We start from the raw sequence: 26,699 nt of genomic DNA on the forward strand, positions 1-26,699 counted from the left end.
GAAGCGGCGAAAGTGTTGAGGCGGTTGAAGCAGCGCTCGATACGGTTGCGGTGCCGATACGTTTCGGCATCATACGGATGATGACCTTGCGCAGCGGACGCAGCGCCCGAGCCAGGGCGTTGCCGTCGCCAAACGGTTCAAGGGCGCCGAAGAAGCGCAGGCCTCGGCCGCCTGCGCCGCCAGCAAGCGCTCGAGGAACAGGCGGCGGAACAGCCGGGAGAGCACCCGGACGGGCAGGAAGAAACGGCGGCGACAGGCGATCCAGCGTCCGCCGTCGGCAGCCAGCACGCCGCCGGGGACAAGGCAGTGGAGATGCGGGTGATGGGTCAGCGTCTCCCCCCAAGTGTGGAGGATCGCCAGGAAGCCGAGTTCGCCGCCGAGGTGCTTGATCGGCGGCAATGGCCTTGAGCGTCTCGGCGGCCGCCTCGAACAGGATCGTATAGAGCTGCCGCTTGTTCTGATGGGCGATCGCGGCGATCTCGGCCGGCACGGTGAAGACGACATGGAAGTACGGCACCGGCAACAGATCGGCCTCACGGTCGGCGAGCCAGCGATCGCGCGCGGCAGCCTGGCGTTTGGGGCAGTGGCGGTTGCGACAGGATTATAGGCGACGCGGCTCAAGGCGCAATCGTCGCAGGTCTCGACATGGCCGCCGAGCGTCGCCGTCCGGCACAGCGCGATCGCCGCCATGACGCGGCGCTCCCAGTGGCAAAGCTGTGCCGCAGCGTGTGCACGCTGACCCGCTTGGTCAATCCCGCCGCCTTGGTCGCCGACCGGCAGGCGGCATACAGCACCTGCACATCCGTTGGCTTCTCGCCCCGTCCGGGAAACAGCCAGTTCCTCGGGCGCACCAGCCGCCATTAGGTGCGCAGGATGGCAAGCAGCTGCGGCAACAGCATCACCGTGCGATCCTTGGCGCCCTTGCCGGGACGGACCTGAACACCATGCGCTGGCTGTCGATGTCGGCGACCTTCAGGCTCACCGTCTCCGAGGCACGCAGTCCCGCGGCCGCGCAAACCGTCTGGTTGAGCGCCGGCCAGGAGATGCCCTGCGACACCAAGTACAGCTGGAAAGCGCGCACATCCTCCAGCCCCAGCCGATCCGGCGAGCGGCCGAAATAACGGCTGAACTTTGTCACGGCATGCAGGCGTGGCCGGCGACAGGTTGCGGAGCGTCATGTCGTCGATCATGCGGCGGCGCAGCGGGCTCACCGCTGCCGGAGCGTCGGTCATCGGTCGGTCTCCTGGTCAGGGGTTGGTTCTCAACACCCCAACATCCTACAAGGAGACCGCGCCTTCAAACCCCGCCTCTCCCGCGTCAGCGGGTTAGTTCAATCCTAAATGTCGATTGGATCTAGGGGGTATCTTAAATGCCGGGATGATGCCATCGCTGGGAGGCCGGGGTCCGAACCGGTCGGACTTGCCGCTTCCGCTCATCGGTTTTTGAATATCGAGCTATGGTGGATGCATGCCATTCCGCTCTGCGGACACACTTGTGGTGTGCCGGCGACATAGCGGCAGGCGTCTGCAGGTACACGGGGTAGCGAGATGTGGTTAGCAGGAGGAGGTTCGGACCGCGATCAGTTGCGCCAATCGTCGACGCTGTGAAGCGAAGCGAGGAATGAACCTGCATTTGCCTCAAGCAAAATGTTACCGAGTGTTGATGCGCAAGGCCGCGCCTTTGCCCTTCTTGGAACAGCGCTTAAGGATATAGACTAGATGCTTCCTGTTTCCGGACGCGAATTGTCTAGACTAAATGTTCGCCTGGGGCTGGGTGACCCGTCTCACAGTATGCAGGTATCGAGGGTTGCGAGAGCGATCCTCTCGTAGAGCCTCATGCATAGGAGACGGGCCATGGACGAGACTATCACATACGTCGGATTGGATGTTCACAAAGAAACGATTTCGGTGGCACTTGCCGATGGCGGTAAGCGCGGTGACGTGCGCGCGTTTGGCCAGATCGTAAACACACCAACGGCCTTGGCCCGCATGCTGGCGAAGCTTTCGCAGTCGGGGCGGACGCTGAAGTTTTGCTACGAAGCCGGACCTTGCGGCTACGGCATTCAGCGGCAACTGTCCGCCGCGGGCCATCACTGCGTAGTTGTCGCCCCGTCTTTGATCCCTCGAAAGCCAGGCGATCGCATCAAGACGGACCGCCGGGATGCCGACAATCTGGCAAGGCTTCATCGCGCTGGGGAGCTGAGCGCCGTCTGGATCCCCGATCCCGCCCATGAGGCAATGCGCGATCTGGTGCGGGCACGCCTGGCTGCCGTGCGCAGCCTGCGACAGGCGCGCCAGCAACTCAGTGGATTCCTGCTGCGCCATGGCTGCCATTATGGCCGTCCAGCCTGGACGCACATGCACCGCCGCTGGCTGGCCGGTCTTCGCTTCACGCAACCAGCCCACCACATTGTGCTTGAGGATCATATCGCGACGATCGAGGCTGCGACGGACCGGCGCGATCGGCTGACGAAGCAAATCGAGATCATGTTGAGCGATTGGTCACTGGCCCCGGTCGTCCAGGCGCTGCAATCGCTGCGCGGCATGGCTCTGGTGACCGCAGCAACGATGATTGCCGAATTGGGCGATATCAGTCGCTTTACCAATCCGCGTCAACTGATGGCCTATCTGGGGCTCGTCCCATCAGAGCATTCGAGCGGCGCAACCCGACGCCAGGGCGGCATTACAAAAGCGGGGAACGGAACCGCACGCCGCATGCTGGTCGAGGCGGCCTGGAGCTACCGGTTTCCCGCAAGGGTGAGCCGCGAGCAATTGCTGCGCCAGGAGCAGCTTCCAAAAACGATCCGCGATACGGCGTGGAAAGCGCAGGAGCGGCTCTGCGGCCGCTATCGCAAGCTCACCAAGGCCGGAAAGCCGGCCACGACGGTAACCACGGCGATCGCGCGCGAATTATCGGGCTTCGTCTGGGCGATTGCATGCCAGGTCTCACCGCGTTGAACATCGCCAAATCTTAGGAAAGCAAAGAGGAGGAACGAACCCATCAGAAGCCATGTGCACCTGGGCAAGGCTGGGGGCACGGTCACGGCAGGAGAACCCTCGTTTCCACTATCAGCCGGTTTAATTCCGACGCTGCCAACTAGACTGAGGAAGCTCCGCGACGCATCAGGTCCGGCGGTACTCAACCCGCGTATCAGAGCATGATCAACCGTTGTTCATTGACCGTGCCTCCTGCTTTCCCCAGGACGCACTCATGCGAAACACGACGTCCGAGAAAATCGGGCCGGAGAATTTCTATGCCTGCTGCTTGAAAAGGCGAACATGAGAGTGGATGGAATCTAACACTTGGTGCCCACGTTTGACGGCAGCGATGATTTTGTCGGGATCGGCGGTCCAGGTGAAGGGCTTGGGTTGTTGGTTGTGCTCTGTAAGGAAGCGGTTGATGGCGGCCTGGAGGTCCACGACCGAATGAAAGACGTCGCGCTTGAGGCGACGCTTCGACAGTTTGGCGAAGAAGCCCTCGACGGCGTTGAGCCACGAGCAGGACGTCGGCGTGAAGTGGAAGTAAAGCGCTGATGGCGGTCGAGCCAGGCGCGCACCTTGGGATGCTTGTGGGCGGCATAGTTGTCGAGGATGACGTGGATCGCCTTGTCGGCCGGCACTTGGGCATTGATGGCGTTGAGAAAACGGATGAACTCCTGATGCCTGTGACGCTGCATGTTCCTGCCGATGACGGTGCCATCGAGCACGTTGAGGGCGGCAAACAACGTGGTCGTGCCATGCCGCTTGTAGTCGTGGGTCATGGTGCCGAGCCGGCCCTTCTTCAGGGGCAGGCCGGGCTGGGTGCGGTCGAGCGCCTGGATCTGGCTCTTCTCGTCGACCGACAGCACGATGGCATGGGCCGGCGGGTCGATGTAGAGGCCGACAACGTCTTTGAGCTTGGCGACGAACTGCGGGTCGCTGGAGAGCTTGAAGGCCCGCCAGCGGTGGGGCTGGAGACCGTGCGCCTTCCAGATGCGGCGCACCGCGCTGGCGCTGACGCCCACCTCGGCCGCCATCATGTCGGCAGTCCAGTGCGTCGTCTCGCCCGGCGGGTCGGCAAGCGAAAGCGCCACCACCTGCTCGCCGATCTCCGGCCCGAGCGGCGCAATGCGCGAGGGGCGCGTCTTGTCGCGCAAGAGACCCTCGAAGCCTTCCGTGGCGAAGCGCTCCTGCCAGCGCCACACGCAGGTCTTCGACTTGCCGGTCTGTCGCATGATCTCGACGGTGCCGACGCCATCGGCACTCAGCAGGATGATCTCGGCGCGCCAGACGTGCTTCTGCGGCGCATTGCGATCACTGATGAGGGCTCTCAGGCGTTGGCGATCGGTCGGCGAAACGGTGAAGGCTATTCCTGTGCGCATGCGCCACACTCGCATACGCACTCGCCAAAGGGAATCCCATACGGACTCTTATGTTAGGCGGATACCACTAGATCGGGGCCAGCCAGTTTCAAGCCTCTATTGAGGCTGAAGACCTCACTACAATCGCCGTAGCTTTGCAGCGAGCCGCAGGTCCTTCCTTTTCGAGGATAGGTCGCCCTGGAGGAACGCTTTCGCATCTCGACAAAATATAGCGGCCGCAAGTAATGCACCCGACACATTTTACAGCCCCTTGTCGGGTCCATGACCAAGCTTGTCGAGCCAATCTCGTCTTTTCGCCTCGACTAAATAGCTGAAACGCAATTATAAAACGCCTTTTGCTCGATCATCCGAAATCGGCACAAAATTTGAAGCCTTAGTTCGTGGGCGGCGAGAGCTGCTGGAAGTGCTTTCCACTCGCGTGCTGACGTGATCGTTTAAAAAAAGGGGAGCAACAAGTCAGGTCTGCATCAAATTGCATTTCATTGAAAGGAGGAGGCAAGCCGATGAACCCACTGGTCCTGATCTGTTCGCAAGATGCGGAGTTCTATTTGGTCTACAGCCACATCCTCGAGATGGACGGCTTTGAAAGTGAGTTGGCCGGGGGCTTGGAGGAAGCGCTTGCAGTGGCCGAGGAACGGGGGCCGCAGGCGGTGGTGTTGGACTGTCAGCCGTCGAGCCCGACAGCGCCGGTTATTTGCACCCGCCTAAAGCAGCAGCTCCAGATTAGCCCTCTACCTATTATTGGGATGATCGCGGCCGGCGCCGGAAAACAGCACCTTGATCTATTGAAGGCCGGTATCGACGAGAGCTTCGTGCGTCCAATAGCACCGGCCATGCTGCTCGACTGTCTGCGCGCAAAACTCGTATTGACGCAGCCGGGAGCCTACGAGACTGAAAACGGCAGATCGCTCTGCTGTGGCGACGTTGAAATGAGGGTAGATACGTACCGGGTCCGCTGCAATGGCCAAGAAATCCATCTCGGACCGATCGAATTCAAGTTGCTGCGGCACCTGCTTGAGAATCGCGGCAAAGTCTTTAGCCGAAGCGATCTAATCGGCGCGGTTTGGCCCCAAAATATCCATGTGGGTGAACGCACCGTCGACGTTCATATGAGCCGACTGAGAAGGACGCTGGAGACGTCCTCTTCTCGCAAGATCATTCGTACCATCAGGTCGGCTGGTTACTCGCTCGACGGAGAGGACTGCTGAACGAGGCAATGTTCAATTAGAAAGGCGTGTAGACGTTTCCTTGTGATCAGATTTAGCTTTAGAGCTCCCCATACTTGGCATAGATGTTTAAATCTGCGGTGTGTCTGCCGACGGGACAATGAGCTCGCCTCGATAGCACAAGGTCAGGTTCTGTCAAGCGAAGGGAAGATTTGACCCCTCCTATTGCCTCACCCACGAATGTTACCGAAGTTTTGTGCGCTGAGATGGCCGTTATCTTCTCCTGCCGCGGCGGGAGAAGATAACGGCGCGCGCTTCATCCAGTCTCCATCGAGAATAATCTGCCCGGCTGTTTCGATACGCCAAGCCTTGACGGCCATTTGCACCGTCCGCAGGCTTCTCTTCGTGAAGCGTGACGGATCGGCGCTCATTAGACGCTCTAGGACCGAGGCTGCCGAGACCGCCGGATCCGCCTCAAGCCACGCTCGAATCTGGGGCTCGAATGGCTCCAGCATGCTCTGCCTTTTCGGGTAAGGCTTGGTCCGACGATATGGCCTCCGATGTGTCGGCCGTTTCTCCCCAACCTGCCAGGCTGTCTTCAGGCTCAAGGTGAAGCGTTGCAGATCGACGGCGACCGGTTCTTCGGATCTGGCGTTTAGGCCACGCCGATCGACCCGCCTTCCGAGTTCCTCCTGGGCGGCGCGGATCCCGGCAAACAGTATCACTGGATCTGCCCTTTCCAACATCGCCTGCAGCCGCTCCTTGTCGGCCTCGGCCACACCGGAATGGGCCAGCACCCGCGCAACAGGCGGCACGGGCGGATGGTAGCGTTTGATGACACGAGCGCCGATCCGTGTCTTCTCCCGCAACTTAAACGAAGGTTGGAACAGGTTGCCATGCAGACGTACCACGTCGTAGAGACGCCCAAGGACAACCGTCGCCTCCGCGCCGACGAGCCTTCCGTAACCGACCAGCCGTCGCACGATCGCGCCGTTCTTCTGCTCGACCCAAGCCTGATCGTTCTTTCGATACGCTCGCGAACGGGTCACCTCCAACCCCTGACTTCGGCACCAGCAGACCACACGTTCGTTCATGAAGGCGCTATCGTTGTCGAAGTCCACGCCCTGCAGCGGGAATGGAAACAGCGAGCGGGCCTGATTGAGGGCAGCGATAACGAGACCGCTTTCGCGCGTGCGGACTGGCACGCACTCGGTCCAGCCCGTAGCGATATCGGTTAGCACCATCGTCTGCACGAAACTACCGGACGAAGAGGTCCCCGAATGAGCCACGAAGTCGACCTCGACATAACCGGGCAGCGGATCGTTCCAGTCCCCGAAGGTGCGCACCGGGACCGACCGGCGAGCAGCAGAACTCATTCCAGCGCGCCGACGCCGGCCACCGCGCGCCACCACACGTATCTCTGACAGCAACCGGTCCATCGTCGCCGCACTGACGGTCAGTAGCTTATCGCGAAGCTCGGTACTCAGATCGAGCCGGCCGTGACGCTCAAGAGCTGGCAGCAAAATCGGGATCAGCGGCTTCAGGCGTTTCGAGCAGAGGCGATCGGATGCTTCCCACAGAGCCACCAGCGCTTCCCGAACCTCGGGACCATACCTGACAGCATATTGCCGAGCGCAAGGCGGCTCGCTCTCACTAGGGCGGAGCACTCGGATCGCATGCTTGCGGTGATATCCGGTAACTGCGACGAACTCATCTAGGATCCTTTGCTTGTCCGCCCGACAGCTCGATCGATATCGCTCGACGAGCGCCTCAACCAGTTCCGTCCGTGTCGCCATGCTGATCCGCCGTGCCATCCATCCCCCGAGCCGGGACAGCGAACCATGACCATCCCATCGGGAGCATCAACACTATCGGTAACGTTTTGCTTGAGGCAATGCGGGGTCAGTTTTTCTTTTCGCCCGACGGGTTCGACAAGGTTGCGTAAACTGGAACTCGTGGGCGCGTTAGGCGGATGTATACAAGCGCAGCGGATTAGGCCAACCTGATCCGCGTATCAGCTCCCATAAGCAGAACCTGGGCATCATTCTCGCTCTCCCGCCCCGGCAGGCGACCGGCAACGCCTGATACAGCATGTAACCTCGTTGGGCGCCCGCTCAGCAACGTAATCCAGAGTGCAATGCTCACCCCTCTCAGCTTTTGAAGAACCCTCTGCACGGCGGAAACAATTTAGCTCAGTAAATTTCTTAGAACTTTAACCCAATGAAAGCGCATTCTAAGAGATCATGCTGCCATGGTTCTTATGTGTACCGCTCGGTAGCAAAGTACCGACCCAAAGAGCGATCTCTCATGCCCGTTCCCGAAATGCGGAGCCTAAGGCCGCCATACACAGGGACGTTGGTGCCGGAACGCTGATCGCTGCCGCTCCAAAAGGGCTCCCTACAAACAAGGAGATTGCCGCAATGAAATCGCAATTCGCGCCAACAAACGACACAGGCATCGCGATTTTCGAGCGCCTCGAGTCTGAGGTGCGAGGCTACATCCGATCGTTCCCAATCCTATTCGATCGCGGGATTGGCACTACTGTTATAGATGCGGATGGCCGTGAGTATCTGGACTTCTTCGCGGGTGCGGGTGCGCTCAATTACGGGCACAACAACCCGGCTTTCAAGAAGCCGTTGTTAGACTACATTCAGCGCGACGGCATAATACACGGACTTGACCTCGCGACCAGCGCAAAAAAGGCGTTCATCGGGGCCTTTGAGAAGTACATCCTTAAGCCGCGGGGTTTGAACTATAAGCTGCAATTTACCGGCCCTACAGGCACAAACGCGGTCGAGGCGGCGGTGAAACTTGCCCGGCAGGCGACTAAAAGATCAAACATCGTAGCTTTTACCAATGCGTTCCACGGCGTCAGCGCAGGAGCGCTGGCGGCCACGGGAAACAAAAAGTACCGGAGTGCCGTGGGTTATGGCCTCGCGCACGTGACAACTCTGCCGTACGATGGCTATCTCGGACCCTCAGTTGACACGCTCGATTACTTTGAGGAACTTCTAAACGATCCCAGCAGTGGCCTTGACAAACCTGCCGCCGTCATTTTGGAAGCGGTGCAAGGTGAAGGTGGCATCCGGCCGGCTAGTTTAAGATGGCTGCAACGGCTGCGTGATCTGACCGAGCGCCACGAAGTCCTAATGATTCTCGATGACATTCAGGCGGGTGTCGGTCGTACGGGAAAATTCTTCAGTTTCGAAGCGGCTCAGATCGTTCCAGATATCGTCACTCTGTCGAAGTCCTTGTCAGCGATCGGAACGCCGATGTCCCTCGTTCTTCTAAGGCCTGAACTGGACGTTTGGTCGCCTGGTGCTCACAGCGGCACGTTCAGAGGCAACAATCTTGCCTTCGTTGCTGCCCGGGCGGCTCTCGAGACATATTGGGCAGACAGCAAGTTCGAAGACGAGATTGCTCGTAAATCTGGAATTTTGGCTGACGAACTGAAGTCAATCGCATACGACTACCCCAACATTGGCTTCAGTGTGCGAGGCCGGGGGTTGATGTATGGCCTCGTATCACAAGAATACGATTCATTACCGATCCAAATACAAGGGGAAGCTCTTCGTCGCGGGTTGGTGATCGAGACCTGTGGCGGACGGAACGAGGTGCTGAAGTTCCTCGTCGCGCTCACTATTACAGAGGCTGATTTGCGCCGTGGCCTGTCAATCGTTCGCGAGAGCATTGGCGCGGTGCAGGCCAGCATGGACAGAAGCTCCGCCGAATCGAAGTCCGCGACGAAGGTATGAAGGCATACCAGTGTGTCCTGCTAGTCGACCAAGTGTTTGAGCCTCTTGGAAGAATGCACCAACGCTGCGCGGCTAGCGCCTGAGCAATGAATAACCGTGCACTCTGACTCTTGCGTCACCTTCCGCCAAGAATCGCGAGTCCTCGCTCGCTGTCGCCGTTTCTATGTCGATCATAGGCGCGGTCTTAGCGACGTAATTGACGGTATCGAGAGGCGATGGGCCGGCGGGACGTCGGAGCAGGTGCGACATCCTGCAGGATGCGCCGCGACAGCACGTAATTGGTGACTATCGCCGGCCCAAGCAACTGCCTTGATGTTGGAAAGCTCCTTGAGCCGAAACTGGTCGTTAGGCAGACGGCAGTATAAGCGCCAGATACCTGTGCCCACCGACCTGTGGTGATGCGGCCTCCGAACCGGAGATTTGCTCAATTCGCGCCTTTCGTGGAGCAACGAGCATCACGCCGCGACCTCAATCGGCCAGCCGTGATAGCTCGAGAGGGCCCCGTCTTCGGCTCTTTTCACAGTCAGTCTGTAGCGTGTCCCAACGGGGCTCTCCCGTACTTGCTTCGGACAGGACTTTATCGGGACCGCAGGATCGTAACCTTGTCCATCGACAGCTCTTACCTCAGTCTTTCCGTTGTCTAGCTCAAAGATCTCGACAATGATGCGCTCGTGTTTCGGGTGACCATGCTTCTTAGGGCTTTGGTCTTCGATGAACACGAGAACGGATGGTATTTTTCGAACGTCAAGCTGTTGCATGCTACGCATGAGGCTTATCTTTGAAAACAGCGGCAGGTTGTCTGACCTACTCTCGTTGTTTTTGTGCGTGATGATCCCGAATACGACCTTAAAGTCAAAGGAATCGAGAGGTGCAAGAAACCCGACTGGATCGTTTCCGTTCAGATTCCCGCTGACAAGCGCCTTCATCTTCTCGCGCGAAACCGGTTCCAACTGGATGAGATCCACCGAATTGACGCCTTGATTGAACAGATGGCTCAGATGAGAGGAGCGGGTGGAAATCTTAAGATGATAAAAGAAAGCCCGGTGCCCGCATGCCGCGTTGGCGTCGGCGGCGACGGTATAGACATCGCAGGGCTCAATCTGCGTGCTGCCCGCTGGGCTGATATCGCTCTGGTCAAGGCAGATAAAGGCATTATTCCAGCGAGGAATAGCAGCGTTGTAGCCCTCCTCACTATAAACGGACTTGCCCTCCTCGACGGCATCGTGGTCGTAAGGCGGGAGATCGGAGGCTTCGCATCTCGCATCGAGATAGTTCTTCAACCGTTCAATGTAGCTTTTTTCGACGCGATACCAGCTCCCGTCGCACAGATGGTACACTAGGTCTTCTCCGGCAGGCTCTCCGTCGTAGATCAGAGATCGATAGACGCTATAGCTCCGCCCAGGCGTCCCCTCGACATCGGTCAGCATCATCCGGAAGGCCTTGAACGTTTCGAGGGTCATCCCGGCAAGATCGTAGTCTTTCCCGAGAAATTCATAGAACTCCTCAAGCGAGATATCCGGAAAGACGTCGCTGTTTCTTCTGTCGCCTTGAAAGATACAGCACGTGTTATCCCGGTAATCGATGATGTCGGCAATCGTGAGGGATGCCTTGCCGTCGTTCGCCTTCAAGGAGGCAAGCAGCAATTCGTCGAGTTCGGCGATCTTGGACGGATCGTTGACTGGCGATATGTTCTGTATGTTCGGAAATGAGGTTTGGTAGTCCTCCGCCTTATAGAGCGTGAGCAAAGTCTCGCATATGCCCGGCAACTCACCGGGCTCAAGATCGAGACCCACTTTGAGCGACACCGAACCGGTCGCATTCTTGAAAAGGTCTTGATATTCTCTCTTTACCCTGCCGGTCAGACTCTTAATGATCTCGCTGTTACTATCGAAATCGAGAAAGGTCAGTTCGGTCGAAACTGGCACTTGGGTCCTCTTGCGGCGGGCCACACCAGGCGCGACCATGTCGGCGCTTTTCAACTCGTTCGGATCGACGCTGTTCAACGTTACCCGCAAGCCAAAATCGTATTCGTAAGCGGCATCGCTCAGATGGTGAAACACCTGCCCGAAGGATAGCGCAAACCAGCGGTCTCCGACGGAAAGAAAAACAAGCGCCCCCTTTAGTTGCTGTATGAGAGGCTCTGTTACACCGAAATAGCCCCTCCACCAGGGAGGCTTGGGGTCAGCGTCAAGGATGTAAAGGACTGCGCCCTCTGGCAGGTCCGTTGCTTCCGCTATCTGAAGGTCGTGATCTTCTCGAAGAGAGTTCGTCGCGTCGAATTCTTCCTTCAGAAGATAAATAGAAAACGGTCGTACTTTACCCATTATATTTCCCCAGCCGACAAGCGGCGATATTTTGCACTCTCCACAAAATCCGCGCGCCGCCCACTTTTATGATATTTGCATAGTCGATTTCCTGTGGGATCAAGGATATTGAGCCTAAACTCTGCGTTAATTAGCGCCTTGACACAGGATTTCGCAGACAGCCCAACCTCACATTAACGCCGCTCTCGTAGCCTTGTGAGGGTGCCGGGACCTTCCCGGGAATTATTCTGCGATCAGGCGCCAACGCGCCCCGCCGCCGAAGATCGAGAGCCGCGAGCTGTTTTGTGGAGGTATGGGCATGACGAGCCAGTCCAAAAAAGCGTCATAGACCTACCCGGACGTGGGCAACAGCCACTGCCCCCGAGCAGGCCTGCGATGTTCCGACGATTGAGGTCCTACAGCATCTCACCGGCCAGCGTCAGTTGACGCCGGCTCACGAACCATCGAAACGCTCCAGCATCTTTCTAAGTTGGACGTTCTGCAGATAAAGTTTCCGAGCCAGCAGTCGTCGCAGTTCTTTGATTTCCTCGTCGAGGATTGCCACTTCATTGAAGAACGTGTCCCCGGAAGACGCGGGTTTTTCGCTTTGCGCATCGTTTGTAGCGACAGCGCTCTGCGCAACTACCTGGGCGCGGGCCCTCTTCGGCCTCTCTCGACGCTCGATCCGCAGTTTGCTTGGGGACTTTGCGCTTGTCTCGCTTTTCAGCCCCGCTGCACCCGCCTCCGCGGTCGATTCCTGAGGACTGGGAGCAAGGGTTTGAGCCTCTTCAGTATCAATCGGCAGGTCTATTGAATGCCATACCATGGACATTTGATCAACTGAGCCGCCCGCGTCGTGATCAGGTGTGCTGGAAGCTTCCGTTGGATTATCGGACGGGAGTGCAGGCGTGTCTTCGGCTTCGTTTTCGAGACCCTCGGGATCAGCGTCATCCGCAATCTGATTCTCTTGCACTTTCGCCGGAAGTCGCCGCGACGACAATTCAACAAGAAATTTCCACGGTGTTTTCATAATATTGCTACTTCGAAAAACGGGGACTGCGAACCTCTGCAGCCATGTACTTCAAACGCCATTCAGCCAGGCACCGTGACATGTGGCCGGCGAATATCTCCCCTGCGCAACATGGACTGAGGAACGTTGCCTCTACAAGCGCCTTCTTAATGATGTCGCCTGAAAGTCCACTGCTTTGCGTCCTTGAAGGCTGGCTTCGTCCCGGCCCGAGACCTCCAGCGCCGGACCGCCGCCTGGAGCCCTTGATACCGGGGCATTCCGGTCCCTCGTTGAGACACGGAGCGCGACTGCAACACCCAGAAGATACATTTGATTGGAACAGCTCCCGTCCACCTGACGAAAGGATCCGATAAAAATCGGCCCGACCTCCCCAACGGCGGAGATGCGACCCTCGAGACAAAAATCGAAAGAGTGCACTGTCAGTGACTGCGCGTCCTCAACTCCTCAACGTTCACAACGCTGTCGAAAACATAGCCTGCGGCCCTTTCCGTGCGAATATACTGCGGGTTCGAGCCGGTGTGCTGACCTAGCTTGCGGCGAAGGCGCAGGATTTTAACATCGATGCTGCGGTCAAAGACCTCTTGATCATAGACGTGCGTCGCCACCAGAAGCTGCTCGCGCGAAAGAACCCGGCCCGGATTTTTGAGGAAGGCCATAAGCAGGTTGAATTCGCCCGCAGTGAGCTTGACTTCACGATTGGTCCCTCGGCGCAAACGGCGACGCTTCGTGCTGACGCGCCAGTCATCGAAATGGAAGATCCTGTTGCGATGAGGCTCCGGCCGCTCGCATAAAGCGGCGCTCACACGGGCCAGGAGGCCGGCGCGCTCCGACGCCTTGAGCAAGGCGAGATCGATTTGGCCGTTGGGCAGATCGGTGGGGCCCCACCGGGCTACTTTCGGCGCCGGCTCTACACCGACCGCTTTGCTTGCCTGCTACGCAACGACCACCCAGCCCTGGCGCAGGAATGGACAATCGACACCTTCGCGGCCTTGCGCCATGCCGGCATTGCCTCGAATACCAAAGACGGTTTCGGCCGGGTTCATGACGACCTGGTCGAGTTGGATCTTCAGGATCGCGACCCGGTGCTGGTTTCCAACGTCCTGACGGCCGCGTTGGCGATCTTGTCGACTGATCTGGTGCTGGTCGTACCACGCCGAGTGGCGACCAGGATCGCCGCCTTGCTGCCGCTAGTGATTGTCGATCCTCCTGTGGAACTGACGCCCTACGAGGTCGCGCTGATCTGGCACGAGCGTTGCCATCGCGACCCGGACCACCGGTGGTTGCGCCAGGAGATCGCCGCCGCGGCAACGGCAACAGGGCAAGGGCAGTCGACCTGATGCGGCGTCCAGGCACTGAGTCCGAATTCTGGCTGTCTTTCGTTTATGCCGGAGACGGTTGGTTCCCCTCTCCTCATCCACCGGCAGGCGAAGACTACGCTGCGCCAATAGAACGAACTCTTTGCGAGCCTATCGCGCGCCAGGATTTGAAGCGCGGGTGTTCGGCAAATTGCCAAACGAGCGCGTATTCACACGCTCGACCACCTACACAATCCAAGTCTCACCTCGTCAACCGCCGTGCGCGGCGCCAAGCCAATTGGTAGGCCATATCCTGAGCGCGGGCCCCACGTGCGTGCATCCATTCTGGGAGCATACCTTGGGTCCGACCCGGTCACATGTACGTCGTTAACCCAAATCGCGAGCTCTCTGCCGCAGTTCGATATCGTTGATCACCGTTTGTTGCGGCCAGGACGCTCGGCGCAATTCGTCGTCGTGGACTGTCGCGACCCAGCGCAAAACAACCACGGTCGTACGAAGCTCTCATCCGAGCTCGTGCAACTAGACTAAATGTTCGCCTGGGGCTGGGTGACCCGTCTCACAGTATGCAGGTATCGAGGGTTGCGAGAGCGATCCTCTCGTAGAGCCTCATGCATAGGAGACGGGCCATGGACGAGACTATCACATACGTCGGATTGGATGTTCACAAAGAAACGATTTCGGTGGCACTTGCCGATGGCGGTAAGCGCGGTGACGTGCGCGCGTTTGGCCAGATCGTAAACACACCAACGGCCTTGGCCCGCATGCTGGCGAAGCTTTCGCAGTCGGGGCGGACGCTGAAGTTTTGCTACGAAGCCGGACCTTGCGGCTACGGTATTCAGCGGCAACTGTCCGCCGCGGGCCATCACTGCGTAGTTGTCGCCCCGTCTTTGATCCCTCGAAAGCCGGGCGATCGCATCAAGACGGACCGCCGGGATGCCGACAATCTGGCAAGGCTTCATCGCGCTGGGGAGCTGAGCGCCGTCTGGATCCCCGATCCCGCCCATGAGGCAATGCGCGATCTGGTGCGGGCACGCCTGGCTGCCGTGCGCAGCCTGCGACAGGCGCGCCAGCAACTCAGTGGATTCCTGCTGCGCCATGGCTGCCATTATGGCCGTCCAGCCTGGACGCAGATGCACCGCCGCTGGCTGGCCGGTCTTCGCTTCACGCAACCAGCCCACCACATTGTGCTTGAGGATCATATCGCGACGATCGAGGCTGCGACGGACCGGCGCGATCGGCTGACGAAGCAAATCGAGATCATGTTGAGCGATTGGTCATTGGCCCCGGTCGTCCAGGCGCTGCAATCGCTGCGCGGCATGGCTCTGGTGACCGCAGCAACGATGATTGCCGAATTGGGCGATATCAGTCGCTTTACCAATCCGCGTCAACTGATGGCCTATCTGGGGCTCGTCCCATCGGAGCATTCGAGCGGCGCAACCCGACGCCAGGGCGGCATTACAAAAGCGGGGAACGGAACCGCACGCCGCATGTTGATCGAGGCGGCCTGGAGCTACCGGTTTCCCGCAAGGGTGAGCCGCGAGCAATTGCTGCGCCAGGAGCAGCTTCCAAAAACGATCCGCGATACGGCGTGGAAAGCGCAGGAGCGGCTCTGCGGCCGCTATCGCAAGCTCACCAAGGCCGGAAAGCCGGCCACGACGGTAACCACGGCGATCGCGCGCGAATTATCGGGCTTCGTCTGGGCGATTGCATGCCAGGTCTCACCGCGTTGAACATCGCCAAATCTTAGGAAAGCAAAGAGGAGGAACGAACCCATCAGAAGCCATGTGCACCTGGGCAAGGCTGGGGGCACGGTCACGGCAGGAGAACCCTCGTTTCCACTATCAGCCGGTTTAATTCCGACGCTGCCAACTAGACTGAGGAAGCTCCGCGACGCATCAGGTCCGGCGGTACTCAACCCGCGTATCAGAGCATGATCAACCGTTGTTCATTGACCGTGCCTCCTGCTTTCCCCAGGACGCACTCATGCGAAACACGACGTCCGAGAAAATCGGGCCGGAGAATTTCTATGCCTGCTGCTTGAAAAGGCGAACATGAGAGTGGATGGAATCTAACACTTGGTGCCCACGTTTGACGGCAGCGATGATTTTGTCGGGATCGGCGGTCCAGGTGAAGGGCTTGGGTTGTTGGTTGTGCTCTGTAAGGAAGCGGTTGATGGCGGCCTGGAGGTCCACGACCGAATGAAAGACGTCGCGCTTGAGGCGACGCTTCGACAGTTTGGCGAAGAAGCCCTCGACGGCGTTGAGCCACGAGCAGGACGTCGGCGTGAAGTGGAAGTAAAGCGCTGATGGCGGTCGAGCCAGGCGCGCACCTTGGGATGCTTGTGGGCGGCATAGTTGTCGAGGATGACGTGGATCGCCTTGTCGGCCGGCACTTGGGCATTGATGGCGTTGAGAAAACGGATGAACTCCTGATGCCTGTGACGCTGCATGTTCCTGCCGATAACGGTGCCGTCGAGCACGTTGAGGGCGGCAAACAACGTGGTCGTGCCATGCCGCTTGTAGTCGTGGGTCATGGTGCCGAGCCGGCCCTTCTTCAGGGGCAGGCCGGGCTGGGTGCGGTCGAGCGCCTGGATCTGGCTCTTCTCGTCGACCGACAGCACGATGGCATGGGCCGGCGGGTCGACGTAGAGGCCGACAACGTCTTTGAGCTTGGCGACGAACTGCGGGTCGTTGGAGAGCTTGAAGGCCCGCCAGCGGTGGGGCTGGAGACCGTGCGCCTTCCAGATGCGGCGCACCGCGCTGGCGCTGACGCCCACCTCGGCCGCCATCATGTCGGCAGTCCAGTGCGTCGTCTCGCCCGGCGGGTCGGCAAGCGAAAGCGCCACCACCTGCTCGCCGATCTCCGGCCCGAGCGGCGCAATGCGCGAGGGGCGCGTCTTGTCGCGCAAGAGACCCTCGAAGCCTTCCGTGGCGAAGCGCTCCTGCCAGCGCCACACGCAGGTCTTCGACTTGCCGGTCTGTCGCATGATCTCGACGGTGCCGACGCCATCGGCACTCAGCAGGATGATCTCGGCGCGCCAGACGTGCTTCTGCGGCGCATTGCGATCACTGATGAGGGCTCTCAGGCGTTGGCGATCGGTCGGCGAAACGGTGAAGGCTATTCCTGTGCGCATGCGCCACACTCGCATACGCACTCGCCAAAGGGAATCCCATACGGACTCTTATGTTAGGCGGATACCACTAGCCTTGGTTGCGGAAGGCAGCCTGGACCGAAGGGCCGTTTACTCCAAGGGGTACTTTGACTACCTGCTGTGGCCGCCTATAGAGCAGGAACTTCTGAGCAGACTTGCAGCCTGCACCGCCGAGATCGCTCGTCGTTCTGCTCCGCCATTCTTCTCAGCCGATCCCATGGTGCAGGACTCATGCGACCTGCTTGCACAGCAGGTCGACCAGAAGATCACCCTCAGCAAATTGGCTCGCATGATCGGCACCAATAGAACAACGCTCGTGAACCGGTTCGAGGCATCCTTCAACTGCGGCCCAATGACTTGGTTACGGCACTACCGGATGACCTTGGCTGCCGGGAGCCTGCGCAACGGCCACGAAAGCGTCGCCACCGTCGCAGAATCCCTGGGGTACGAGAACAGCAACAACTTCTCGACAGCATTCAAGGCGTTTCATGGCCTCTCGCCGCTACGCTATCGCAAAATGGTCGCGGGCAGAGAAAAGCCTGCCTGACGCAAAGGTGGAGGCCGGAATGAACTGGTATACAGCAACAGACGCCCAAAATATTCTCGCACTCAGGCTTTGCGCATTCAGGGCACCTCACGGCTCTTACAGTAACGCTCAGATCTCCCCAGGAGGACAAGCATGTCGAACGCATTTGCAGTGGATATTCACGAGCATGAACAGGCCTTTTCGGACAAGGACTACGAGGCGGCGCGCGCGTTTTTCTACCGCCATCCCCTGGTTTTGGCTGAGAGAAATGCTGCCCCCCAGTGACGACACGATCGCGAATCATCAAGGGGCAGTACAGTTTCACCTCATCGGCCAGAAAACGAACGATCCGATCTATAGCGGCATTATGAATGAGAACCAGGACAACCTGCTGGCGATAGGAGGACTCATTCACGACTACATGCACACCCATTACTCCATCATCGATTCACAAAAACTGGACATCAACACCTGGACAGACGTTGTTGCCAACATCCCCGACGTTTCGATCGGCAGACACAAGCAGAAGAGTTTTGCAAACAGGTTTGCCGGCACCTCTGTCGCAGTCACCTTTCTCTCCTTGCTTGCCAACGCAATCATCATAGATGGCGCATCGCTGCTGATCGATTTCCAGATCTTCCTCACCGAGATGGGCAACCTCACCTTCAGCGGCAATGGCGAGGCGCCGCAATACAAAGCACTGACATGCACCTACCAAAATTATCTTCTCGATAATGGGGCAGGCGGATATTACGATTACGGAGCAATCGTTCTGCGGCAGATAGGGTTCAAAGAGCACTTCCTTGAACTGAAATCCTCTTGCTCCTCGACGCAATACGTCAACGTCAACATCGACTATACCGAGGTCACCAGTCTGGTTCAGACACGACGGATCCGCAAAGGCGGCCCCGACCATGAAAACTTCCGAGGGCTCGTGAATGAAAACTCCACCGACCAGTTCAAGAAGGCAAAGAACTTCTTCAACGGCGGCTCGATCCCGCAAGGAGACATCAAACCGCAGGTCTGATCCTCAGGTCACTGGTTCGCGAAAGCAGCGCACCCCACCAGTGGCGTAGATTCGGACCTCTCGCTCCTGATTTCGATAACAACCCGGCAAGCATTTGCGACCGTCGATCCTCTCTCGCGTCCCGATGCGGCCTTCCGTCTCTCCGCTCAAGGAAAGAAACAAACATGAACCCATTCGCAAAAACAGCTGCAGGCCTTTTCGTTGTTATCGCGCCTCCGAGCAGCGACCCGCTCGAAGCGGAGAGGATCTGCTCTGGGCTGATCCAGAAACTATCCGAGAATCTGACCTACAACCTTGATCCCAGGGCGTGGCAGAACGCCATGCAAATGGTCCCGAACCAGGTGGAGGGCGCCTTGACCTCAAGGACGCTGAAGTGGACGATTGCAGATGGGGATTTGCCCGGTGCCCTTGCGTCAGTTTGCGCAAAAGCGGCTGGCGACCGGGCAACGGGCGTCGACCTGGCGAAGCCAATCAGAATCTACCTTAGCCAATACCGAGAACCTATTGCATTCAATTGTCTAATCCTGGCTCAACCAGACCCGGCGACAATCCACCTATTGTTAGCTTGCCTTACGGTGGTCGAAGCTGGAAGCCCTGACGGTTGCGCAATCACCTCGACGCTTCTCTCGGCGTCGCTGAACCTGTTCGACGAGCATACGCAGTCCACAATCACGCAGGTGTTTGGCCGCTTCGGCCCACCGAGCGACTCACCATACTACCTGCACCTAATGCCCTGATCAGTATACCCGCCGACGAGGTCGGCCGGGCCGCGAAAGGCACTGGTTGAAAACCAAAGTGCCTGCGGACGGTAGAACGATAACCGGATATCGAACCGCCCGCTTTCATTTATTCGAACGGCAGGGGCTGTCTTGAGTCGCAGCGCGCGTGGAGAACGCCTCAGGGCGAAAGCCATCGACAACACGCGCTTCTAATCGTTGCCCTGTGAAGGGAATTCTAGATCGCAGTCTTTAAATCGATAATTCAAGGAGATAGCGATTTTTGGCTAAAATTCCCAAACGCCTTGCAAAAGGCACAGGATTTATCTACTTTATGGTATGGCTTTGCCACGGGGTTATTGCTTTTACGCTAACCGCCATAAGGGACCTTCGGGTCCCTTATGTGTTTCTGGGGTTCCCTTCAGGAGCGACGTATTCCTTGTACGGATCGTCGTAGCACGAATATTTAATCGAGATCGTCGGATCATCGGTGCGAGCGTCTAGAAGTTGGCCTGACTCTGCGAAGCGGTCATATGCTCTATTTCTAAGACCCGTTGGGCGATGCCCCAATGGATGGACCACCAAGTCTGCCAATTGCAGCATCGGGTTTCCCTTGCCGTCTGGCCAGATCGACATCAATGTGTCAGCCAAATCGGCAGATGACATGGGACTGTGTTGAGCGGAGTTTTCAACGCTGAACTCTGTCCCGGTTGTCCGTAATCTCTGAAAGTAGCCTTCAATCAACCGATCCTCTGTTTCTCCTGTTCGTTCATAAACCACCGAAAGCTTACGTTTGAGGGAACGGGCATATTTGGCAGCCTTTCGACGGAAATATCGAAGGCGGTCCGGCTCATCTGCCAACGGACACCCTCAGGGTGCTTGTCATGGTAGCGGTCTCTGTAGCCTGGTCGACAGATGACGCAAGCATGGGCGGGAATCCGGTCGTCGATCAGGACTTCTTCCAGCTCTTGAAAGAACCGCGCTTTCTTCAGGAAACCAAAGCTCCCTCGCGCCCCTCTGATCTTGTTTCCGTGCAGCACGGGCACGTCCCATCTTGTGCAAAAGTCATTGGTCGCGCTGGAGATTTCGTGAACGGCCTCCGATGGAACAATGATTCCACCCAAGCCGAAGCTGAATACATGCGACCACATGGGCAAGGCTTCGCTCGCCTTGCAAGCCGTACGTGTTCCGAAATCATCCTTGAAGAAAATCAAGTGATTCTGGTCTGTAGCCAAAAACTGTAACCCGCTAAATATGGATGAGAATAAAATGATTCAATGGCTGATGACACAGGCGTCTCGCGGCTTAATTAGGAGGCAACCGGGGAAGTTGCAATCGAGTATTTGACGAAGACAGCGTGTGCCATTTTCGGGGTTACCTCTTGCCTGCCGTTTAACGCCGCCTCGGCGTCTTCTCTATCGGGGTCGTTCTGGGTGGCGGATAGTCAGTCGTTGACTGTGAGGGTGCCCGTGATCATGGAGAGCAGCCAAAAGCCGAATGCGATCAGCGAGCGTCGCCTTGAACTTCGCGGATCTAAAAGAGGTCACGCGTTTTTCAGCCGGATGGGCGTTTGCTCGGCCGTGCTTCAAGTTCCGGCCTGCTTACGCGACGAGAATGAACGCAGCGACCAACACGTCAAAAATCTACCGGAAAAACTTTCGGCAAAAATCAACTGGCTCTCTGTCGGCCCTCCTTCTGACCGAAATATCTGCAAATTGCGCGGACGGATCTAAGTGACGGAAGATGCAGGAGAAGAACATTGAACCAACCGCGTTCGGCGAGCGAGCAACGCAATCTTGAGCTGACAAGCCGGGTCGTCGCGGCCTACCTGAGCCGCAATATCGTTCCTGCCGCCGATCTGGCCAGTCTTGTTCAGCAGACGTATCTCTCGCTATGCAGCACCTCTCAGGCAGATAAGGCTGAGGAGGCTGAGGAGGCTGCCGTCGAAGAACAGCGCCCCGCCGTTCCGATCAAGAAGTCAGTGACCGCAGACTTCATCATATGCCTGGAGTGCGGCAAAAAATTCAAATCGCTGAAGCGACACCTGATGGCCAAGTACGGCCTCACGCCGCAGCAATATCGAGAGAAATGGGGTCTACCGGGTGATTACCCCATGGTTGCTTCAAGCTATGCTCAAAAGCGTTCCGACCTTGCGCGCGCTTTGGGTCTGGGAAAGAAACGGGCGGCACCAGAGTTAGATCCTCGCGCTCGCAAGACGATCAGTCTGAAATTCGGTTAATCCTCGCTCGGAAACAACAGTCGCATCGCATGCGAGGTGCGCACGGTAGTTCAGTGTATTCGGGCTCGGTTCCGAGGCAGCAAGAGCCGATATCGGGTTTGGAGACACGGGTCCCCGTGGAATCTCAATGGCGTGCCGACGATTCAAATGCGGCCATTTGGCTAAGGCAATACCGCCGTAGCCGGTCGCCGGTTTCGTTTTTGGCACGGCCGCGCCGCATACTGATGATCTTTGCCTACAAGCGCCCTAACCAAACCGATCCGATCATGCCGTCAGATCGTTGAGAAAATCCCGGCACCAGCGCGAAACGTTGTGCACCAGCAAGTGATCCATCATCGCCGTCCAACGTTCCTGCCGCGCTTCCAGCGGCATGCTGAGCGCGCGCGCCATGGCGTTTGCGGTGCCCTCTATTTCGTAGGGATTGACAAGAAGCGCTCCCTGGAGTTCGCGGGCAGCGCCCGCGAAGCGCGAAAGAACAAGCACGCCCGGATCGTCCGGATCCTGCGCGGCAACATATTCCTTTGCGACGAGGTTCATGCCGTCTCGAAGCGGCGTCACGAGGCCGACTTTGCCAAGCCGGTAAAGCCCTGCAAGAATGCGGCGGCCCACCGAGCGGTTGATGTAGCGTATAGGCACCCAATCGACGGCGCCGAGCGCGCCGTTCACCCTGCCGGCCTGTTCGGCAACAGTGCGTTGCATGGCTTCATATTCCGGCACTTCGGAGCGCGACTTCGGCGTGATTTGCAGATAGGTGACACGCCCCCGCTGTGCCGGATTGGCGAGGATGAAGCGCTCAAACGCTTCGATGCGCTGCGTCAGTCCCTTGGAATAATCGAGGCGATCGACACCGATGATGAGGTCGCGGTGCTCGATGCTTTCACGCGCCTTTTTGACCGTGCTGTTGGTCGATGCCTTTTTGGCGAATTCGGCGAAGGCCGCAGTCTCGATGCCGATTGCATAGACGCCGCCTTTGAATATGCGGCCATAGGCACTGAAGCGGCCTCCGCCAAGTGCGTCGCCGATGCCTTCCCGCCTGAGGCAGCCGGCGAAGTTCTCAAGGTCATGATCGGTCTGAAAGCCGACGACGTCGTAGTGCGACAGGCCGCGCATGATCTCCTCATGAACGGGCATCGTGAAGAGTACGTCTGCAGGCGGCCAGGGAATGTGGAGGAAGAAGCCGATGCGGTTCTTCAAGCCCATTTGACGCAGTTCCGCGGCGAGAGGGATCAGGTGGTAGTCGTGCACCCAGATGACGTCATCGGGTTTGACAAGCGGCGCCAGGCGATGGGCGAAGAAGCGGTTGACGCGGAAATAGCCGGCCATTTCCTTGCGACCGTATTCGGCGAGATCAAGGCGGTAGTGGCAGATCGGCCAGAGAACGCGGTTGGCGAAGCCGTGGTAGTATTCCTCTACGTCGGTATCGGTCAGATCCGTCAGCGCATAGGTGATGTTGCCCTGCTGCAGTTGCGCGAGCGGCGCCGGCTCGAGCTCGCCACTCGATTTTCCCGACCAGCCCATCCATATGCCGCCATGCGCTTCGAGGGCGACTTTCAGCGCGACCGCGAGCCCGCCAGCCGGCGCAATGCCACCCTTGTCCGGAACGGGTACGCGATTGGAAACAATGACGAGGCGGCTCATGCCGTATACCTTTCATGCAAGAAAATATGTCAGGTGCTCAAATATTCAGGGGGCCAACGCGGCGATGAAGCCGCGCAGGATCTCGGCAGAAGGGATGGAGCCGAGCGCTTCGCTCGCAGGCACAGGCGGTCCGATGCGGATCGAAAAGCCGCCGAGCCGGTTGACCGTGCGAAACATTGTTTCGTCGGTCACATCGTCCCCGATCGCGATCGCGCGCCTGCCGGCAAAGGGCGGCTGCGCGAGAAATGCCGCAACTGCATCGCCCTTGTTGGCTCTGGCTGGACGGATTTCGACGACCATCTTGCCGTGCTGGATTGCCCAGTCTGGTCCGGCTCGATACAACGCTCGCTCCATCAGGTGTTCAAGTTCGAGTTGTCTGTCCGGCGCAAGCCGGTAATGGGCAGCGACCGCCGCCCCCTTGTCCTCGATCAGAACGCCCGCCCAGCTGGAAGTAGTGGCGACAAGCTCGGCCTTCAGCCGCTCAAAATCCGCCGTCTCTGCAGCTTTGTGCACGCGGCCATCCGGGTCGCGGCGCTCGGCACCATGAAGGCCCGCAATAGGAAACTTGGCCGGCGAAAAAAGCTGGTCGGCATAAGCAAGGCCGCGACCGGTCACGAGTGCCAAAGCACCGCCGAGTTTTTTCGACAAGCGATCGAGACTTGCAGGCAGCGAAGGTGGAACGGCTACGGCGTCCGGCGTTTCGGCCAGGTCAAGCAAAGTACCATCGATATCGAGGAACAGAGCCCAGTTGTCCAGATCCGTCGAGAGAGCGGAGAGGAAGTCCTCTCCTAAGGCGGCCTCCGAGGCGCTGAGAAGCTGCGTCTGGCATGACATGACGCCATGTCTATACCAGATGCCCGTTGCCGGCCACCCCTACTGTCCATTTAAAGTCAGATGGCGAGTTGAGAGCGCAGCACTTCCTTTGGACAGATCAAAAGCAGATGCATTCGCTGACACCTTAAGATCGCTGTTGAGCAGCGGCGGCCCCTCAACTCGGAACACCTGGCCTGCTTGAGCGTTATCCTTGCCCGTAAGAAGACGATCCTCCGCACAATTTGCCCGTACCTGATCAAGCCGAGGGCCGTGCTGGGGATCGAGTGAAATGTCACTGGTTCGCAACGGCAGAGCTCGGCTGGCGCTAGCCCTGCCTCGTCACAGAGATCTGCTGCGGCACATCAGGAGCCGCGAATTGGATGGCCTGTTTGAAGCCTATGCCGTCGCGGCTGAGGCCATTGAACGCCACCGGAGGGAGACTCCGTACCCAGAGGAAGCGGTACTCAAATACGAAGCCCTTTGCCTAGACATTCAAGCCGAGGTCTTAGCACTTCTGGCGAGGCTAAAGCCGGACAGCGACTGACGGTGTTGCCACCTTTCTACTTCCCGCCTCCCGCCGCCGCCGCTTCAATTACCCCCGAACAGTGCTGTCGTTTCCCTCTGTGAAAGTCGGCGACTGGCTTCTTTTCCCTCTAGGGAAGGCCTGCACGTCCGAGAGAGTGTTCGAGCTGACATGGCGGCCACATGGAGCTTACTCGCTCACTTCTCGCGACAAAACTGTTCTGGGCGCTGCGGCCGCGGTGCCACTCGTGCAGGGGCGCTGCCGTCGCTGAACAAGCGTGGCATTATTATATTTGGCGCCCCCGCTTAGCTTCTTTCTCTCGGCTGCAATGGAAGACCGTACACTCGCATTTTGTTGTATAGGGTCTTTCGGGATATCCCGAGATACCGCGCGGCTTCACCGCGGCGAAACCGATGGCGCTGAAGCGCATCCAGGATCCATTCCCGCTCTTCCCCCGGATGCGGATGCGGCGCGTCCGCGTTCGCATCGCCGAGCGGCGGCAAATGCTCGGCCTTGATCCAGTCGCCTTCACAGCGGATGGCGGCCGTTTCGAGCACGGATCTGAGCTCGCGAATATTTTCTGGCCAGCCATAGGTCATCAGAACTCGATAGGCCGAGTGGTCCACCGACAGCTTCCGACTGCGTCGATCCTTTCTGAGTGCTTGCAGGAAGTGTTCGGCGAGGAGTGGAAGGTCTTCGAGGCGATCGCATAGAGGGGGAAGAAAGACGTGACCCGGCGCGAGACGCGACTCAAGAGCAGGTATCAGCTGCCCGCTCGAGCCCAACTCAGAGAGCGGCCGCGTCGATGTCAGGATCAGGCGGCCTTCGAACCGCCCTCTCTCGTTGTCGCCCAGGCGCCGATAAGCGCCTGTCTCGATGACTTCTATCAGACGTTCCTGAGCGTCGACGCACAGGCATTCGACGTTCTCGATCAGCAGGGTTGCTTTGGGATGGTATTGGAGCAGCCCAAGCACCTTCCTGCCGCCCGCGCTCGGGGCGAAGCCAAAAAGCGACTCTCCACTTGCGTCTTCTGAGCTGATGAGCTTGCTGCCGGAACGTCTGGCAGCTTCATGAATACCCCGTGCCAGAAGCTTTTTGCCGGTTCCGGCTTGCCCGGTAATCAGGACCGGTAGACTAGAAGCGGCAAGCTTTTCGATACGTTGCTTGATTTGCTGGATCGAAGGTGACCGACCAACGATCGAGTATTCGCGCTGCACATGCTCGAGCTGGCGCTCCAGTTCATCAATTCGCTTTTGCAAGGTGCCGACCGACTTGAATGCGGATGTAATCTGCTCCATCGAGGCTTCGAGAGGCACCCGATCGATGGTGGAGCCGCCGATGTATCCGTCTGCCTTGGACAGTGCGGATACCTCGTACATTTGGTCTGGACTGACGATAGGGCCGCCCTCGAGGACACAAAGAGTATCCTCCGAGATGGCCCGTATCTGGCGGAAAATGATCTTCGCATACTCAGCCGCTTGCCTCAGGCTGAGCTCTGTGCGGCTTCCGACAGTCCCTCCGACGTTCCAGCCGAGATTGAGATTTATGATGTCCACGCCGGCAATCGCGGCCTGCTGAGCCTCAGTCACAGTTCGAACATAGGCGAGAGTCGCCATATTTCTTCTCTGAGCGGCGCGAAGCATTTCGAGCTCACGCTGGAACCCCAGTCCTGCTCCCTCGACATCGGCCCGAAACCGTCCATCGAGGAAGATGGAGGTGGGGAAGTTTACAATTCCGCCGAAACCCGCATCCGCAATTCTTTCCAGTTCAGCTTCTATCGAAGACCGCGGATCGAAAGCACTGGCCCCGAAAAAGACCGGAACTTTAACGAAAGGCAGAATCTCTGATTGGGCGAAATCCAGGACAAAGTCATTGCTCTTGCGCAATGCGAGCAGGGAAAAGATAGAAGGGGCGCCCATGCTACGCAAACGCCCTGCATTGAGAGCGAGGATAAAGTCTGCGCCGCCCCGCGAGGCTGCCTGGGCGGCCATTCCCGTGCCGATCGCAGCACCAACGAGAGTGGTGTTTGGCTTGCCAAGCGTGGCCCTGAGTGTCGCGATAATCTCCGCTCTCGCGTGCACGGGAGCGGAGAATTCGGGACGATGAACCCCAGGATGAACGATCGGATCAGCCATT

Annotated in this window: 18 protein-coding genes and 5 pseudogenes; 11 read left to right on the forward strand and 12 right to left on the reverse strand. The window is 58.4% G+C overall.

Annotated features, from left to right (window positions below):
* Window positions 1–183 precede the first annotated feature (183 nt).
* Window positions 184–753, reverse strand: a pseudogene (locus SS05631_RS29320) (transposase zinc-binding domain-containing protein); the annotation flags it as partial.
* Window positions 705–1,232 (reverse strand): annotated as a pseudogene (locus SS05631_RS29325) (tyrosine-type recombinase/integrase); the annotation flags it as partial. The pseudogenes SS05631_RS29325 and SS05631_RS29320, both read right to left, overlap by 49 nt.
* A gap of 621 nt (window positions 1,233–1,853) precedes the next feature.
* Here SS05631_RS29325 and SS05631_RS29330 point away from each other — a divergent pair.
* The gene (locus SS05631_RS29330) at window positions 1,854–2,957 is read left to right on the forward strand and encodes an IS110-like element ISSfr2 family transposase (protein WP_095678153.1); all 1,104 of its coding nucleotides are present in this window, start codon (window positions 1,854–1,856) and stop codon (window positions 2,955–2,957) included.
* Between the two features lie 294 nt (window positions 2,958–3,251).
* Here SS05631_RS29330 and SS05631_RS29335 read toward each other — a convergent pair.
* Window positions 3,252–4,360, reverse strand: a pseudogene (locus SS05631_RS29335) (IS630 family transposase).
* A gap of 503 nt (window positions 4,361–4,863) precedes the next feature.
* On the opposite strand from SS05631_RS29335, the gene SS05631_RS29340 reads away from it, so the two are divergent.
* On the forward strand, window positions 4,864–5,568 hold the full coding sequence (locus SS05631_RS29340; RefSeq protein WP_037427651.1) for a response regulator transcription factor: 705 nt from the start codon (window positions 4,864–4,866) through the stop codon (window positions 5,566–5,568).
* A gap of 188 nt (window positions 5,569–5,756) precedes the next feature.
* On the opposite strand, the gene SS05631_RS29345 is transcribed toward SS05631_RS29340, so the two are convergent.
* Complete coding sequence (locus tag SS05631_RS29345; protein WP_348628907.1) at window positions 5,757–6,872, reverse strand: transposase family protein; 1,116 nt, start codon at window positions 6,870–6,872, stop codon at window positions 5,757–5,759.
* A gap of 1,074 nt (window positions 6,873–7,946) precedes the next feature.
* On the opposite strand from SS05631_RS29345, the gene ectB reads away from it, so the two are divergent.
* The gene (ectB, locus tag SS05631_RS29350; RefSeq protein WP_050988450.1) at window positions 7,947–9,281 is read left to right on the forward strand and encodes a diaminobutyrate--2-oxoglutarate transaminase; all 1,335 of its coding nucleotides are present in this window, start codon (window positions 7,947–7,949) and stop codon (window positions 9,279–9,281) included.
* A 455-nt stretch (window positions 9,282–9,736) separates the two neighbouring features.
* On the opposite strand, the gene SS05631_RS29355 is transcribed toward ectB, so the two are convergent.
* The 3 genes from SS05631_RS29355 to SS05631_RS29365 all read right to left on the reverse strand — a co-directional run bounded on the left by SS05631_RS29355 (window position 9,737) and on the right by SS05631_RS29365 (window position 13,417).
* The gene (locus SS05631_RS29355; protein WP_037427520.1) at window positions 9,737–11,605 is read right to left on the reverse strand and encodes a DUF6119 family protein; all 1,869 of its coding nucleotides are present in this window, start codon (window positions 11,603–11,605) and stop codon (window positions 9,737–9,739) included.
* Window positions 11,606–12,038: 433 nt separating this feature from the next.
* Complete coding sequence (locus tag SS05631_RS29360; protein WP_037427518.1) at window positions 12,039–12,614, reverse strand: hypothetical protein; 576 nt, start codon at window positions 12,612–12,614, stop codon at window positions 12,039–12,041.
* Between the two features lie 419 nt (window positions 12,615–13,033).
* The gene (locus SS05631_RS29365) at window positions 13,034–13,417 is read right to left on the reverse strand and encodes a winged helix-turn-helix domain-containing protein (protein WP_348225567.1); all 384 of its coding nucleotides are present in this window, start codon (window positions 13,415–13,417) and stop codon (window positions 13,034–13,036) included.
* Window positions 13,418–13,432: 15 nt separating this feature from the next.
* Here SS05631_RS29365 and SS05631_RS29370 point away from each other — a divergent pair.
* A pseudogene (locus tag SS05631_RS29370) lies at window positions 13,433–13,951 on the forward strand (LysR substrate-binding domain-containing protein); the annotation flags it as partial.
* A 605-nt stretch (window positions 13,952–14,556) separates the two neighbouring features.
* Entirely contained in the window at window positions 14,557–15,660 is a 1,104-nt protein-coding gene (locus tag SS05631_RS29375; protein ID WP_014327616.1) for an IS110-like element ISSfr2 family transposase, read from the forward strand.
* A gap of 294 nt (window positions 15,661–15,954) precedes the next feature.
* Here SS05631_RS29375 and SS05631_RS29380 read toward each other — a convergent pair.
* Window positions 15,955–17,063, reverse strand: a pseudogene (locus tag SS05631_RS29380) (IS630 family transposase).
* A 73-nt stretch (window positions 17,064–17,136) separates the two neighbouring features.
* On the opposite strand from SS05631_RS29380, the gene SS05631_RS29385 reads away from it, so the two are divergent.
* From SS05631_RS29385 to SS05631_RS29395, 4 genes are all read left to right on the forward strand, one after another.
* The gene (locus SS05631_RS29385) at window positions 17,137–17,628 is read left to right on the forward strand and encodes an AraC family transcriptional regulator (RefSeq protein ID WP_050988446.1); all 492 of its coding nucleotides are present in this window, start codon (window positions 17,137–17,139) and stop codon (window positions 17,626–17,628) included.
* A gap of 132 nt (window positions 17,629–17,760) precedes the next feature.
* Window positions 17,761–17,892, forward strand: coding sequence for a hypothetical protein (locus tag SS05631_RS32585; protein WP_280106989.1), 132 nt, complete (start codon window positions 17,761–17,763; stop codon window positions 17,890–17,892).
* Entirely contained in the window at window positions 17,876–18,634 is a 759-nt protein-coding gene (locus SS05631_RS29390; RefSeq protein ID WP_244412465.1) for a hypothetical protein, read from the forward strand. The genes SS05631_RS32585 and SS05631_RS29390 overlap by 17 nt, the downstream gene beginning before the upstream one ends.
* Window positions 18,635–18,798: 164 nt before the next feature.
* Complete coding sequence (locus SS05631_RS29395) at window positions 18,799–19,371, forward strand: hypothetical protein (RefSeq protein WP_037427435.1); 573 nt, start codon at window positions 18,799–18,801, stop codon at window positions 19,369–19,371.
* Between the two features lie 719 nt (window positions 19,372–20,090).
* On the opposite strand, the gene SS05631_RS32355 is transcribed toward SS05631_RS29395, so the two are convergent.
* Window positions 20,091–20,564 (reverse strand): hypothetical protein, encoded by a 474-nt coding sequence (locus SS05631_RS32355; protein WP_244412463.1) that lies wholly within the window; start codon window positions 20,562–20,564, stop codon window positions 20,091–20,093.
* A gap of 255 nt (window positions 20,565–20,819) precedes the next feature.
* Between SS05631_RS32355 and SS05631_RS31240 the strand changes: the two genes are divergently transcribed.
* Together SS05631_RS31240 and SS05631_RS29405 are read left to right on the forward strand one after the other, a co-directional pair.
* The gene (locus tag SS05631_RS31240; protein ID WP_157213239.1) at window positions 20,820–21,083 is read left to right on the forward strand and encodes a hypothetical protein; all 264 of its coding nucleotides are present in this window, start codon (window positions 20,820–20,822) and stop codon (window positions 21,081–21,083) included.
* Window positions 21,084–21,109: 26 nt separating this feature from the next.
* Window positions 21,110–21,589, forward strand: a complete 480-nt coding sequence (locus SS05631_RS29405; RefSeq protein ID WP_037427433.1) for a MucR family transcriptional regulator — start codon at window positions 21,110–21,112, stop codon at window positions 21,587–21,589.
* Between the two features lie 264 nt (window positions 21,590–21,853).
* Here the strand turns inward: SS05631_RS29405 and otsA are convergent, their stop codons facing one another.
* From otsA to SS05631_RS29425, 3 genes are all read right to left on the reverse strand, one after another.
* The gene (gene otsA, locus SS05631_RS29410) at window positions 21,854–23,227 is read right to left on the reverse strand and encodes an alpha,alpha-trehalose-phosphate synthase (UDP-forming) (RefSeq protein ID WP_037427431.1); all 1,374 of its coding nucleotides are present in this window, start codon (window positions 23,225–23,227) and stop codon (window positions 21,854–21,856) included.
* A gap of 45 nt (window positions 23,228–23,272) precedes the next feature.
* A complete protein-coding gene (gene otsB, locus SS05631_RS29415; RefSeq protein ID WP_037427430.1) occupies window positions 23,273–24,061 on the reverse strand; it encodes a trehalose-phosphatase in 789 nt (262 codons plus the stop codon).
* A gap of 807 nt (window positions 24,062–24,868) precedes the next feature.
* Entirely contained in the window at window positions 24,869–26,698 is a 1,830-nt protein-coding gene (locus tag SS05631_RS29425; protein WP_037427426.1) for a sigma-54-dependent Fis family transcriptional regulator, read from the reverse strand.
* Window position 26,699 lies beyond the last annotated feature (1 nt).

This window comes from Sinorhizobium sp. CCBAU 05631, from assembly GCF_002288505.1.
Taxonomy (GTDB): Bacteria; Pseudomonadota; Alphaproteobacteria; order Rhizobiales; family Rhizobiaceae; genus Sinorhizobium; species Sinorhizobium fredii_C.

What these genes read in the sequence shown, in the direction of transcription:
- otsA (WP_037427431.1), bottom strand. Translation starts at nt 23,227, where the DNA reads ATGAGCCGCCTCGTCATTGTTTCCAATCGCGTACCCGTTCCGGACAAG.
- SS05631_RS29330 (WP_095678153.1), top strand. Translation starts at nt 1,854, where the DNA reads ATGGACGAGACTATCACATACGTCGGATTGGATGTTCACAAAGAAACG.
- SS05631_RS29355 (WP_037427520.1), bottom strand. Translation starts at nt 11,605, where the DNA reads ATGGGTAAAGTACGACCGTTTTCTATTTATCTTCTGAAGGAAGAATTC.
- SS05631_RS29375 (WP_014327616.1), top strand. Translation starts at nt 14,557, where the DNA reads ATGGACGAGACTATCACATACGTCGGATTGGATGTTCACAAAGAAACG.
- ectB (WP_050988450.1), top strand. Translation starts at nt 7,947, where the DNA reads ATGAAATCGCAATTCGCGCCAACAAACGACACAGGCATCGCGATTTTC.
- SS05631_RS32585 (WP_280106989.1), top strand. Translation starts at nt 17,761, where the DNA reads ATGTCGAACGCATTTGCAGTGGATATTCACGAGCATGAACAGGCCTTT.
- otsB (WP_037427430.1), bottom strand. Translation starts at nt 24,061, where the DNA reads ATGTCATGCCAGACGCAGCTTCTCAGCGCCTCGGAGGCCGCCTTAGGA.
- SS05631_RS29425 (WP_037427426.1), bottom strand. Translation starts at nt 26,698, where the DNA reads ATGGCTGATCCGATCGTTCATCCTGGGGTTCATCGTCCCGAATTCTCC.
- SS05631_RS29360 (WP_037427518.1), bottom strand. Translation starts at nt 12,614, where the DNA reads ATGAAAACACCGTGGAAATTTCTTGTTGAATTGTCGTCGCGGCGACTT.
- SS05631_RS29340 (WP_037427651.1), top strand. Translation starts at nt 4,864, where the DNA reads ATGAACCCACTGGTCCTGATCTGTTCGCAAGATGCGGAGTTCTATTTG.
- SS05631_RS29390 (WP_244412465.1), top strand. Translation starts at nt 17,876, where the DNA reads ATGCTGCCCCCCAGTGACGACACGATCGCGAATCATCAAGGGGCAGTA.
- SS05631_RS29395 (WP_037427435.1), top strand. Translation starts at nt 18,799, where the DNA reads ATGAACCCATTCGCAAAAACAGCTGCAGGCCTTTTCGTTGTTATCGCG.